Consider the following 12790-nt stretch of genomic DNA (forward strand, 5'->3'; position numbering starts at 1 on the left):
CCCAGAGTCAGCCCTGTGCCGCGATGATCGCGTCGATGCGGCTGGCCAACTCTATGTCGAGCCCGGTCGTCCCTCCAGCGGAGTGGGTGCTGCAGCGTAGCGTCAGGGTCCGCCAGCGGATGTCGATGTCCGGATGGTGGTCCATCTCCTCGGCGGTCATCGCGACGCGGGTCACCACGGCGATCGCGTCGGGAAAGGTCGCGAACGTGACGGTACGGGCGATCGCGTCGGAGTCGCCGGTCCAGTCGGTCAGCCCGGTGAGCGCGGCCTGCACCTGCGTGGTGTCGAGCAGCTCTGCCATGGCGCCGACATTACCTTCTGTCCCGCCCGGCCGATCAGTTTGCGGTGCTGCCGGAGTAGGTTTATCCGACATCCGAGCCATTCACGCAGGTTTCCATTTCTTTCCCTCAGGGGCGGCCGAATTGCTGCAAATCAGGCACGCTACCTTCGTCGCGGCCGGAGTCTGGCCGTCGGCGACATGGAGGTCCGCGACGAGATCGACCCGGCGAACCAGCGGGTCAGGTTCGATTCCTACGTCGAGAAGGACGAGGTGCCGGCGATGTCGCTGCGCTTCGGCAACTTCGGCCGCGCGGACGTCATCGAGGCACCCAGCTATGGCGAGATCGTATCGATGCCGGACGCGATGGTCGCGTCGCTCGACGACTGACGGCCCGGCGCCGCCGCCACGGCTCTCGCCTCGATTGCTGTCCACCCCGGATACACGTTCGCTCCGCATTGGCCGGTAGGCTGGCGCGGCGCAAGCCGGCGGGGGGCTTATCGCATCGGTATGGCGATGTAGCAGGCGGCACCTTTGTGGTGTCTCTCCCCGCCGACCAACACTCACGAGGGGCAGAACATCTTCATGCACATTCGACGGATGGCGACTGCTGGAACCGGCGTCGTCGCCGCGCTCCTGCTCGCAGTCTCCGGCTGCGCTGGCGCTGCGGAAACAGGCTCAGCGTCGCCCGACAACAGTGCCGAGGCCGGGGGCGCCGACGACCGGGGCGACGCCGCGGCGGCGCTCGCCGCCGCCACGGCGAAGAGCGTCGAGACAAGCGCCCGGGTCAACATGACCCTGGGCACCGAGGCCGACGGCGTGCTGATGGAGGTCGTCGGCGATCTCGACCCGGCCAGCGAAACGTTCAATGTCGAGATCACCATGGGCGCCGACGGCGAGACGGTCAAGATCGTGCTGCGCCAACTCGGCACCGACGTCTACATGCAGCTCGGCGGCTCCGACATGGCTGAGCTCGCCGACGTATGGATGAAGGGTGACTCGTCGAAGCTGCCGGAGAACGCGGCCTTCAGCCTGATGCCGACCGGCGACCCCGCCGAAATGATGGGCAGCACCGCCGAGGCGCAGTGGAGCAGCGACACCGAAATCACCGGCACGATCGACATGACCAAGTCGCCGGACGCCGACGCCGAAATGCTGGCGGAGATGGGCGAGGCGGCCAAAGCGGTGCCGTTCACGGCAACCCTCGACGCGCAGGGCCGGCTCGTCGAGATGGTCATCGACGTGGAGAGCGTGTCGTCGGAGGCCGGCGTGATCACCATCGGCTACTCCAACCTCGGTGAGCCGGTGACCGTCGAGGTGCCGACCGGCGAGGTCATCGACATGTCGGACGACATGCTGGACATGTTCAACACCTGATCCGCAGGTGGTAAACGGACGGCGTGGCGGTGACCATCCCGGTCGCCGCCACACCGGCCGTACCCGCTCAGCTCTGTGGACGGCCGACGGCGTGCAGGTGGCGCAGCGCCTCGGCGTACGAGTCGACCAGCCCGGTCTCGGCGTAGGGCAGGCCGAGTTCCCGGCAGTAGTCGCGCACGATCGGCTGGGCGTGGCGCAGGTGCGGCCGGGGCATGCTCGGGAACAAGTGGTGCTCGATCTGGTAGTTGAGCCCGCCGAGCAGGTTGTCGACGAACCAGCCGCCACGGATGTTTCGTGAGGTCAGCACCTGCTTGCGGAGGAAGTCGAGGTTGGCGTCGGCGCCGAACATCGGCATCCCCTTGTGGTTGGGTGCGAAGGCGCAGCCCATGTAGAAACCCCAGATCGCCTGGTGGATGGCGATGAAGGCCAGTGCCCGCAGCGGGGACAGCGTCGCGAACACCAGCCCGAGGTACGCGGCGGTGTGCACCACCAGCAGCGACGCTTCCGCCGCCCGGTACCGCACCGGGCCGCTGATCACCGCCTGGATGCTGGCCACCCGCAGGGCCAGCCCTTCGAGCAGCAACAGCGGGAAGAACAGGTACGCCTGTCGGCGGACCAGCCAGAGCGCGGGGCCACGCTTGTCGGCGGTCTGCTCCGGGGTCCAGGACAACGTGCCCACTCCGACGTCCGGGTCGTCGTCGACTTGGTTGGGGTTGGCGTGATGGCGGGTGTGTTTGTCCATCCACCAGCCGTAGCTGAGCCCGATCGCCAGGTTGCCCAGCATCAGCCCGGTGACCTCGCTGACCCGGCGGGTGCGGAACATCTGCCGGTGGCCAGCGTCGTGGCCGAGGAACCCCATGTGGGTGGTGGCGATCGCCAGCCCGGCCGCGGTGAGCAGTTGCCACCAGCTGTCGCCGCCGACCAGTAGCACCGCCCACCCGGCGAGGTACGCCCCGACGGTCAGGGCGAGCCGGACGGCGTACCAGCCGTGGCGCCGCTGCAGCAGCCCGGCTTGGCCGATGCGGCGGGACAGTTCGGAGAAGTCACTACCTCGGCGCTCGGCGGCGGGGCGGGTGGGAGCGGCAGCGGTCATACGTGTTTCCGTTTCCTCGGGCTGGCTGGCTACGACGTCTTCGAGTATGCGCGCGTCCGTCGCTGTGAGTGATGGTGCTTACCCCCCGGTCCGAGGTGGGGATAACCCTCCCACGTCCGGCCGACCTCGTCCACCCTCGATGATCTTGCACTTATCGATGGACATTCCGGTCAAAAGCTCTCGATAACTGCAAGATCGTCGGAGAAGGGGCGGGACGGGTTGGAAGGGTCAACTCATCCGGCTGACTGCGCTACGTAGCCTGCCCAGATCGCGGCGGCGACGTTCATAGGTTACCGCGAGGGTGATCAGCGCAAGCCCACCGACGGCGAGATAACCCCACCGGGGGAAGAGATCCCACACGGCGACCAGCTCCCGCAGCGCCAGCACCGCCAGGACCACGCCGCCGACCACCACCGGCGCCTGCCGGCGGTACGCCGAACCCGCCAGCACCACCAGCACCGCCCCGGTGCCGAGCAGCAGCCGCCGCAGCGGTTGCCCGTCGGCGACCAGCACCGAGCCGAGGCTCGGCAGCAGCGCGGCAGCCAGCCCGGGACCGTACCCGATCCAGCTGGACCGCTGTGGTCGGGCCCGCAGGGCCAGCCAGCCGACACCCAGCGCGGCCAGCGCCACCGGCAGCGTGTACGCCTCGGTCAGCGACACCTCGGTGGCGGCCAGCAGCAGCCACCAGGCGACGATCTCGCTGACCAGGGCGGCGATCGCCAGCGGCCACGGCCGGTGCACCAGCGGCCGGTGCACCAGCGGCCGGCCAGGTGCCGACCCGGTGCCGACCGGTGCCGTCCACCGGGTGGTCAGCAGCGCCCGGGTGCCGAGAACGGCGCCCCACAGGGTGCAGATACCCGCCGCGTAGCGGGCCGAGCCGACCGTCATCAGCACGGCGGCGACCGCGGCGACGTGCCCGGCGACCTCCACCCCGATCGATTCAGCGCGCCACCGCGCGCCACTGGCGGTCCGGGTGGTCAGTAGTACGCCGGTCGCCAGGGCCAGCGCGGCGACGGCGAGTACGGCGAACGCACCGACCCGCACCGGTGCCTCGGCGACCCGTGACCCGGTCAGCGCGAGCACCGTACCGGCGGCCACCGCCGCGACCCAGCCGGCGACCCGAACCGGTTGGCGGTGGCCGGTCACACCGATCCAGGCGGCGACCGCCACCAGGACGGTCAGCGCGGCCAACGTGCTGGCCCGGGTCGGCAGCAGGCCGGCCAGGCCGGCACCGGTCAGCGGTACGCCCAGCGCCAGCGTCACCGCGACGACGGCCGCCGACCCGGTCCGGGCGGCAACCGCGAGCCCGCCGAGCCCAGCGGCGAGGGTGAGCGCCGGCACGACCGGCCACGGGGTGCCGCCGGCGGCCAACGCCACCAGCAGGCCCAGTAGCGCGACCGGCGCGGCAGCCAGCACCACCCGCCGGATCAGCCGGCCGAGAACGGCCGAAGCGGCGGACAGCACGGCAAGGGTGACCACGGCGGCGGCGGGCAGCGACGGCGGCAGCGCCGGGGTGAGGCCGGCGCCGGCGGGCACGCCGGTCCAGGCCGCGTCGACCCACAGGTACGGGGTCAGCAGGATCGTCCACAACGCCGGCAACACCGTGACCGTCGCCGGCACGATCAGCAACCCGGCGACACCGGCCAGCAGAATCCGCAGCCCGCGCAGCGACACCCGGTCCAGGCGCAGTGCCCGGTCCGGGACCCTGATCCGCAGCACACCGGCCGGGACGAGGGCCGCCGTGCCGGCCAGCAGCAGCGCGCCCCAGGCCGCATACCCGCCGGCGGATTCACCGGGCGCGTACGGGATGGCACCGGACGCCGGGGCGAGGATGGCGCCAACGGTGGCGGCGGCCAACGCCGGGCCGACGTACCAGAGATAGCCGGGCCACCAGCGGCGGACCGCGAGCAACGCGACCGGCAGCAGCGTCACGGCCGCCAGCGCGGCGCGGGCCGGCCAGCCGGTCGGCAACCCCAGGCTGTACGCGGCGAGCGCGGCGGTGACCGCCCAGCCGGCGACCGCGACCGCCAGCGCGGTCCCGCCGACGACCGGGTGCCACCAGCCGGCGTCGGGTCGGCCGCCGACCCGACGGGCGACTGCGGCGGCCGCCAGACCGCAGGCGATCACGAACGCGCAGGCGATCGTGGCGGTCACCGGCCGGCCGGCGCTGACCAGCAGCGCGTGGCCGGTCAGCACGACGGCGACGGCCCCGCTGGGCGCCGCGACGGCGAGGTCACGGCTGCCTGCGGCCCGGACCGTCGACGCGGCTCCGGCGACCAGACCGGCGGCGGTGACCGCCCACCACGGCACCGGTGCGGCGGCGGGCACGGTCAGCAGCAGCGTCGCCGCTCCGACGGTGAGCAGGGCCGGGCGGCCGGCCCGGGGCAGCAGCAGGGTCAGCGCGGCGGTGACCGCGACCACCGCGAACGGCAGTTGCCAGTCGCCGGGGGCGTCGACCGGCCCGGGGCCGGCGTGCCACAGCGGGCGGGCGGCCCGTACTCCGGCGGCACCGACCGCCAGGGCGGCGGTCAGCAGTGCGCTGCCCAGCACGGTGGCGACCAGCAGCGCGCCCGCCCACGGCCCGGTCCGGACGACGTCCGGCAGTTGGCGGCGGGCCAGCACACCGAGCGCGGCCAGCGCCACGGTGGTGAGCGCCGCGAAGAACATGGTCAGCGACGGGACCGGTTCGGCGGCGGCCCGGATCACCGCCAGGGCGAGGGTCGGCGCCAGCCCGGCCAGGCTGATCGCCAGCAGGGCCCGCCGGCCGCTGAGCCGGGCGGCGGCGACCGCGACCAGGGCGACGGTGAGCAGCGGTACGCCGGACAGCGCCGCAGCGTTCGGTGGCTGCTGGAGGACGAGCGCGGCGAGCGCGGTGATCGCGGCGGTGGTCAGGGTGAACCCGACGAGTACCCAGCCGGTGATCCGCACCGCCGGCCGCTCGCGCGGAGTGAGGGCGATCATCGCCAGGGTGGTGGCGGCGGTGCCGAGCAGCAGCAGGGTCCAGCCGGCGGTGTCGGCGCGGACGTCGACGGCGAGCAGCGGCAGCACCGGTTGGGCGGCGAGCAGGGCCACGAACCGGGCGGCGGTCAGCCCGGTGAGCAGGTGGTAGCCGGCGGCGACCAGGCCGGTGACGGCGAAGGTCGCGGCGGCGTATCGGGCGGCCGGCAGGTCGCCGACGTCGAACAGGTCGACGTAGCGGGCGGCGTAGCCGTCGAGCAGGACCAGCAGCAGTCCGAGCGCGGCGAACGTCTCGGCGGTGCCGCGCAGACCGCGCCAGTTGGCCAGCGGCGGCAGGGCGAGCAGCACGGCGGTGACCCCGGCCAGGATCGCGGCCCGGCCGGCGGCGCCGACGCTCGCCCAGGCGACCGCGGTGAAGACGACCGCGGCGGTGCCGAGCAGAAGTCCACCAAGGACAAACAACAGGTTCTGCACGGTACGGGTGGAGGCTTCGGCCCGTACCGGCTGCGCGGCTGGCCCGGGCGTTGGCCGGGGCCCCGGCGTTGGCGAGAACGCCGGCACGACCGGTCGTGGGGCGGCTGCGGTGTTCGCCCGTACCGCCGCCTGCAGTTGGACCACGAGTTGGTGCCGGCGGGTCTGCGCGGCGCGCAACTGCCCATCGAACGTCACCCAGGCCATCCGGGCCTGCTCGGCGCGGGCGGCCAGCCCGGCGATCTCGCCGTCGAGCCGGATCACCTCGGCGGCGAGCGGGTCCGGCGCCCGAGCACAGCCGGGGCAGCCGGTGGCGAGACTGGCCGGCGCACGACAGGCCGGACAGGGGTACTGGGCTGCTGCGGTGCTGCTCATACCGGCATCGTCGCTGGTCGAGCAGCAGGCGCGACAGAGTGCGGATACTCAGTTCAACTGGTGGACGAATCAGGGCCGAGTGTGTTCGTAAACCCACCGGGCGTAATCGGGGTTGCCGGCTTCGATGACGGTGACCAGGACCTCGGGAATATCGTAGGGATGTGCGGTGCGGAGGTAGGCGACCAACGGATCGCTACGGTCGGTGGCGGTCTTGAACTCCACCGACCATTCCTTGGTGGTCTCTACTCGGCCGTCCCACCAGTAGGTGCTGGCCAACGGCCCGCCGATCTGGGCACAGGCGGCGAATCGCCCAGCCACGGCGGAAGCCGCGAGCACTTCGGCGACCGAGCGGGCGTCCACCACCGTCGTCACAACGGAGATTTGATCCACGGGGCGACCCTACGCCTTGGTGGCCCCGGAATGGTTCTTCTCGATCCACGAATCGATCCGGGCCCACCAGTCGTAGAGCCATTCGATGCGTTCCTCCCGGCCAGCCGGGATCTCCTCGGGAGGCACCGACCAGAATCGCATCACGATCTGCTTGTCCATCGGCAGCTCCCGCCACACGTCGGCGACGGTCAGCATCCGGTCCAGGCCGGTGTGCGCGACGAAGATGACCCCGGCGTCCGGTGCGGCGTCCAGTGCCGCGAGCAGCCCGCCGGGGCGGGGCGCCAGCACGTGCCGCATCGACTCGGCGCGGGCCGCCATGCTGTGCAGCCCCAGCGCGTGCAGCCGGTCGATGGCGCGGCTGCGCCGGCCGGGGGTGAAGTTGCCGCCCTCCGGGAAGATGACGAACGCGTCGTTGGCGTCCAGCCCGGTCGCCAGGTGCGCGATCTGCGTCTCGACCGGCTCGGCGCGCTTGTCACCCGGCGCGATGAACCGGTTGGGCAGCCGGTTGAGCAGCACGTCGATCGCCGGATCCCATTGCAGGGTCTCCTTGAGCACGATGCGCGGCTCCCGGTAGAACCAGTTGACCAGGCCGTGGATCAGGATGAACGAGTCACCCGGGCCGGCGTGCCGACAGACCACCAGCTCCGGGCGGCCCGGCAACGCGGTGTCCGGGTCGGTGCCGACGACGTCGATACTCAGCCGCAGCGCCCAGCGGGCGTGCCAGAAGAAGAACCTCAGGAACCAGCCGGTCAGTACGTAGTGGGCACGCTGGAACGCCGGGCTGCGGATCTTCCAGCCGCAGCCCGAGGCGAGCCACAGTCCGAACAGGGCGGTCAACGCCACCGCGTCCCAGGCCAGGTAGACGGCGGCGATCCAGAGTAGCCGCAACACCCGCAGCCGGCCCGGCACCAGCAGTGACGCGCCGGCGGCCACGAGGATCCACACCGGCAACGTGGTCACCGTCACCAGGGCGAGCAGCAGTACCGCCGGGCCGAGCAGGGTTCGGCGTACCCATCGGGGTGGCAACGGCATCAGCAGCCGGCCACGTTCGTCTTCAGGTAGCGCCGCGACGCCGTGTAGGCCCGGCTGATCCGGCGGCCGATGGCGGCCATGTCCCGGTACGCCCAGGGCGTGTCATCGCGTGGCTCTCCCCCACCGGTCGGCAGCACGTGCACCTCCACATCCTGACCGAGCGACGCCAGCTCCCTGGCGAACCGGTGCCGGCGGGCGATCTCGAACGCGACCTGAGCCACCTCCCAGGGGCGGCGTGGTGGGCTCAGTGGCCGCTCGATCCGGCCGACCTGGAGCACGAAGATGCGGGTGGCGCCCGCTTCGACAGCCTTGCCGATCGGGATCGAGTTGACGATGCCGCCGTCGATGAAGTGCTCTCCGTCGATCTCACTCGGTGGCAGCAGGCCGGGAACCGCCGCCGACGCGAGCACCGCCGGCACCAGCGGTCCGGAGTCGAACCAGTGCTCGGCGGCGCGCTCGATGCTGGCGGCGCAACAGTGGAACGGCACCGTCAGATCGGCGAACGTGGTGACCTCACCGAGTTCGCGTTCCAGCAGCCGACGCAGCGGCCGGGGCGAGTGCAGATGGGTACGGGCGGCGAACCGGCGCAGTTGGCGGGCCATCGAGTCGCCGTACACCTCGCTGGCTTCGGGGGAGGCCCAGAGCCGGACCAGCCGCAGGGTGACCGCCTCGGTAGGGTCCGCGGCGACCAGCACCCCGTTGACGGCGCCGATCGAGGTGCCGACGACGACGTCGGGCTCGATCCCGGAGCGGAACAGGGCGCGGAGCATGCCGACTTCGACCGCGCCGAGCACGCCGCCACCGCCGAGCACGAACGCCACCGGGCCGTTGACCATGGCTTCATCCTGGCACGAGCTCCGGAGGTACCGCGATGAGCAGAGATAGCCGACTGTCTGACCATAAGCAAGATATGTCAGATTAAATGACAAATGTTTACCTGGTTAATGTGCCGTTGACAGGACGTGCCGATTCACGGAGCCTGATACGACCTCCACCCTCAGGTAGGTGCGACAACGATGTCATCACTGCACGCGGGCGAACTGCTCGCCCGCAGGTACCGCCTCATCGACCGGATCGGTGCGGGCGGTATGTCCGTCATCTGGCGTGCCCGTGACGAGGTCCTCGACCGGGTCGTCGCGGTCAAGGTGCTCGCCGCGTCGCTGGCCGCCGACGCCCGGTTCCGCAGCATGGTACGGGAGGAAGCCCGCTCCGCCGCCCAGCTGATCCACCCGCACGTGACCGCCGTACACGATTATGGCGAGGCGGTCGCCCCGGACGGCACCGTCACCGCGTTCGTCGTGATGGAGCTGCTCTCCGGCGAGGAGCTCGACGCCAGGCTGACCGCCGGGCCGCTGCCCTGGCCGGCGGCGGTGGAGATCTGCGCCCAGATCGCCGAGGCGCTCGCCGCCGCGCACCGGCTGGGCATCGTGCACCGCGACGTCACCACGGCGAACATCATGATGACCCCGACCGGCGCGAAGGTGCTCGACTTCGGTATCGCCACGCAGGTCGGCGCGCCGGACGAGGACGAGGAAGGCGAGACCTTCGGCACCCCCGCGTACGTGGCGCCGGAGCGTCTCGACGGGCGGCCCACACAGCCCGCCACCGACGTCTACTCCCTCGGGGTGCTGCTCTACGAGACGCTCACCGGCCGGGTGCCCTACCCCGCCGACACCTGGGAGGACCTCCACCGGGCACTCAGCGAGGAGATCCCGCCGCTGGAGGTCCCCGGGTTGCCCGCGCCAGTCGCGCAGATCTGCCTGCGCTGCCTGTCCCGCGAACCGCAGAGCCGGCCCACGGCCCATCAGGTGGCGGCGGCGCTGCGCGACCAGTTGCTGCCCGCCGACCCGCAGGCCGGTCCGACCACCGCGTCGCAGTCGGCCACCGCGCCCGAACCGGCGGCTGCCGACTCACCCGCCGACCGGCGTCGCAGCACCGGCCGGCTCTCCACCTTGCTCGTCGCGCTGGTCGTCACCGGCGTCGTCGGCGTCGTCACACTCGCCCTGGTGCACGCCGGTGAGCTGCTGCGCCGCCCCGACGCCGACAGCACGCTCGCGGCCGCGCAACCCCACCCACCAACCGGGTCACCGGTCCCGCCCGGCCCGGCGCACGAAAGCGCACCGCCAGCGTCGGTCGAGCCGTCCAGCGACTCGACCAACCCGGCGCCACCGCCCGGCGACGCCGATCCGGCCCCGAGCACCGCACTTCCCGTCGTACCGACCATCAACGAGGCGATCACCCAGCTCGGTCAGGTCATCGACGTCGGGCTGGCCGAAGGCTCCATCCGCCGCGACGCCGGGCTCGACCTGCAGAACCTGATCCGCAACCTGCGGGTGTCACTGGCCAACGGTACGGCCGACATCGATCGGGAGGTCGAACAGCTGCGCTCGAAGGTGGCGATCCGCGCCACCGAGGGTGCGATCACCTTCGCGTACGCCGACGAGATCGACGCCGCACTCGACCAGCTGGCCGGAGCGGCCACCTGACGGAGCAGCCGGGGTCAGCCCAATCGAATCCGCGCCCCGGCCCGGTCGAACAGCAGCAGCCGGTCCAGGTCGACCGCGATCGTCATCGACTCCCCCGGCAACGGCAACGCCTGGGCCGGCACCCGCACCACCAGGTCGGCCTCGGTTCCGGGGTCCGGCTCCTGCGGATCAGGCTCGTAGACCGGGTAGAAGCCGTACCGGGTCCGCGCCGTCGCCGGCGGATCGGGGCGACGCTGCTGCGGGACGATCCGGGCGATCGTGTCCCGCAGGTGGCGCCGGGTCGGCAGATTCTCGGCGAGCAGCTCGGCCAGATGCCTGTCCGGGTCGGGCAGGTCCAGCTGGGACTCGGCCGGTGCTGCGGGCATCGCACCGGTGTCCAGGCGTACCAGCGCTTCGTGGCCGAGGTTTTCGACGGTGCGCACCGTACCGCGCAGGGTGCCCGCCGCCGGACCCGCTGCCGGGCCGTCCGCCGCCACCGGCCGCACGGCGTCCGCGCGCAACGCAACGATCACCCGCTCGGTGTGGTGGCCGGCGAGCCCGGCCAGCCGTGGATCGTCGACCGACAAATCCAACGTCTGTCCACCCAGGTCGATCACGATCCGGTCCGGCTCAGCGTAGACCGCCCCCTGTAGCAGGCTGGTCCGTGGGTTGCCGAGGAAGGCGGCGACGAAGAGGTTCACCGGGTCGCCGTACACCTCGGCGGGCGGACCGATCTGCTGCAGGCGGCCCCGACGCAGTACCGCGAGCCGATCCGCCATGGTCAACGCCTCGGCCTGATCGTGGGTCACGTAGACGGTGGTGACGCCGTGCCGGCGGGCCAGCCCGGTGACGTCGGCCCGCAGCTCCGCCCGCAGTCGGGCATCCAGATTGGCCAGCGGCTCGTCGAGCAGGAACGCCTTCGGCTCCCGGACGATCGCCCGGGCCATCGCGACCCGCTGCCGTTGCCCGCCGGACAGCGCTGTGGGCAGCCGGTGCAGGTGCTCGACGACGCCCAGCTCGGCGGCCACCTGACGAATCCGCGCCTCGACCGCCGCGCCCTGCCCCAGCCGCATCGGGAAGGCGATGTTCTGCGCGACCGTCAGGTGCGGGTACAACGCGTAATCCTGGAAGACCATGGCGACCTGGCGACGCTGCGCCGACAGACTGTCGACGATCTCCCCGTCGATGAGCACATGGCCGGAGGTCGGTGTCTCCAACCCCGCCACCAGCCGCAGGATGGTCGACTTGCCGCACCCGGTCGGGCCGAGCAGCACCAGAAACTGGCCGGGTTCGACCGCGAAGCTGACATCGTTCACGGCCACGGTGCCGTCATCGAAGACCTTCGTCAACCGATCGGTGGAGATGGCGACCACGCGATCACCTCCTGCCCCTATCGTCCGGGCAGACCGGCATCGGCGCCAGTCCCTATCTACGGACGGCAGCTCACCGCCGGTGAGCGGTCGGAAAGCGCCACTCCTCGGGATGTCACAGGTTGCCGCCGATCGCTCCGCCGCCGGCCGGCGGTTCGTGGGTGACGCTGCGGTCGAGCCACCCGTCGCCGTCGTCGTCGTAGTGGACCTGCTCGGAGAAGCCGTCACCGTCGGTGTCGTACGCCGCCGACTCCACCAGTCCGTCGGCGTCGTCGTCGCGGCCCACGAAGTCGACCCGGCCGTCGCCGTCGTGGTCCACCAGGATGTCCACGCCGCCGTCCGCCCGCCCGCGCACGATGTGCTGATCCCACTCGCCGTCGCCGTCGACGTCGACCCGGGTCTGGTAGCCCTCCGGCACTGCCGGCTCGGCGGGCGGCCCCGCCGGGCCGAAGCCGGCTGCGGGTTCCGACGGTGGTGCCGCCGCGTCACCCGGCTGCAGCAGGTCGCCGATCTGCGCACCGTATCCGCCGAGGACGCTCCCGCCCGAGCCCGGATCGACCGGCATCGCGCCGGCCGGGCCGAACCCACTCGAACCAGTATCAGCTGCGCCGAACCCACTCGAGTCAGCATCAGCTGCGCCGAACCCACTGGAATCAGCACCAGCCGGGCCGAACCCGCTGACCGCACCCAGGTCACCGATCCCGTCCAGCATGCCGCCGAGCGGGCTGAACAGCCCGAACGCGCTGGACTGGTTGGCGCGCGTCTCCACTGCGGCTGTACCAGTGGCGTCCTCGCCGCCGCCCAGCTGAGTGCCCAGCAGCGCCACCTCGTCGGCGGTGAGCTGATAGCCGGCGAGCGCCGCCCCGGGGTCGGAGGCGAGCGCGGACGCGAACGCCGGATCGGTCAGCAGGCGTTCGAGAACCGTGTCGAAGTCACTCATCGCCGCTCCCCTCGTCGATGTCGGCCCAGGGTAGTCCGGCCG

General features: G+C 71.8%; 11 protein-coding genes. 3 read left to right on the top strand and 8 right to left on the bottom strand.

Annotated elements, in window-relative coordinates; genetic code table 11:
• Positions 1-7: 7 nt before the first annotated feature.
• Complete coding sequence (locus ACFHVL_RS22250; RefSeq protein ID WP_416630361.1) at positions 8-301, bottom strand: 4a-hydroxytetrahydrobiopterin dehydratase; 294 nt, start codon at positions 299-301, stop codon at positions 8-10.
• 177 nt (positions 302-478) lie between these two features.
• Here ACFHVL_RS22250 and ACFHVL_RS22255 point away from each other — a divergent pair, with 177 nt between their 5' ends.
• Both ACFHVL_RS22255 and ACFHVL_RS22260 read left to right on the top strand, forming a co-directional pair.
• Complete coding sequence (locus ACFHVL_RS22255) at positions 479-667, top strand: hypothetical protein (protein ID WP_416630362.1); 189 nt, start codon at positions 479-481, stop codon at positions 665-667.
• A 210-nt stretch (positions 668-877) separates the two neighbouring features.
• Positions 878-1654, top strand: coding sequence for a hypothetical protein (locus ACFHVL_RS22260; RefSeq protein ID WP_416630363.1), 777 nt, complete (start codon positions 878-880; stop codon positions 1652-1654).
• A 67-nt stretch (positions 1655-1721) separates the two neighbouring features.
• On the opposite strand, the gene ACFHVL_RS22265 is transcribed toward ACFHVL_RS22260, so the two are convergent.
• From ACFHVL_RS22265 to ACFHVL_RS22285, 5 genes are all read right to left on the bottom strand, one after another.
• Positions 1722-2747, bottom strand: a complete 1026-nt coding sequence (locus ACFHVL_RS22265) for a fatty acid desaturase family protein (RefSeq protein WP_416630364.1) — start codon at positions 2745-2747, stop codon at positions 1722-1724.
• A 228-nt stretch (positions 2748-2975) separates the two neighbouring features.
• A complete protein-coding gene (locus ACFHVL_RS22270) occupies positions 2976-6551 on the bottom strand; it encodes an SCO7613 C-terminal domain-containing membrane protein (RefSeq protein ID WP_416630365.1) in 3576 nt (1191 codons plus the stop codon).
• 69 nt (positions 6552-6620) lie between these two features.
• Positions 6621-6941 (bottom strand): divalent-cation tolerance protein CutA, encoded by a 321-nt coding sequence (gene cutA, locus ACFHVL_RS22275; protein WP_416630366.1) that lies wholly within the window; start codon positions 6939-6941, stop codon positions 6621-6623.
• 9 nt (positions 6942-6950) lie between these two features.
• Positions 6951-7973, bottom strand: coding sequence for a 1-acyl-sn-glycerol-3-phosphate acyltransferase (locus tag ACFHVL_RS22280; protein WP_416630367.1), 1023 nt, complete (start codon positions 7971-7973; stop codon positions 6951-6953).
• Positions 7973-8809 carry a patatin-like phospholipase family protein gene (locus ACFHVL_RS22285; RefSeq protein WP_416630368.1) on the bottom strand — a complete coding sequence of 279 codons (837 nt, stop codon included), beginning with the start codon at positions 8807-8809 and terminating at the stop codon, positions 7973-7975. The genes ACFHVL_RS22280 and ACFHVL_RS22285 overlap by 1 nt, the downstream gene beginning before the upstream one ends.
• Positions 8810-8989: 180 nt before the next feature.
• On the opposite strand from ACFHVL_RS22285, the gene ACFHVL_RS22290 reads away from it, so the two are divergent.
• Positions 8990-10459, top strand: a complete 1470-nt coding sequence (locus tag ACFHVL_RS22290; RefSeq protein WP_416630369.1) for a serine/threonine-protein kinase — start codon at positions 8990-8992, stop codon at positions 10457-10459.
• A gap of 14 nt (positions 10460-10473) precedes the next feature.
• Here ACFHVL_RS22290 and ACFHVL_RS22295 read toward each other — a convergent pair whose 3' ends face one another.
• Both ACFHVL_RS22295 and ACFHVL_RS22300 read right to left on the bottom strand, forming a co-directional pair.
• Positions 10474-11811, bottom strand: coding sequence for an ABC transporter ATP-binding protein (locus ACFHVL_RS22295; RefSeq protein ID WP_416630370.1), 1338 nt, complete (start codon positions 11809-11811; stop codon positions 10474-10476).
• Between the two features lie 112 nt (positions 11812-11923).
• Positions 11924-12748 carry an Os1348 family NHLP clan protein gene (locus tag ACFHVL_RS22300; protein ID WP_416630371.1) on the bottom strand — a complete coding sequence of 275 codons (825 nt, stop codon included), beginning with the start codon at positions 12746-12748 and terminating at the stop codon, positions 11924-11926.
• Between the last annotated feature and the right edge of the window lie 42 nt (positions 12749-12790).

The sequence above is a fragment of the Micromonospora sp. LOL_023 genome (assembly GCF_048060115.1).
GTDB lineage: Bacteria > Actinomycetota > Actinomycetes > Mycobacteriales > Micromonosporaceae > Micromonospora_E.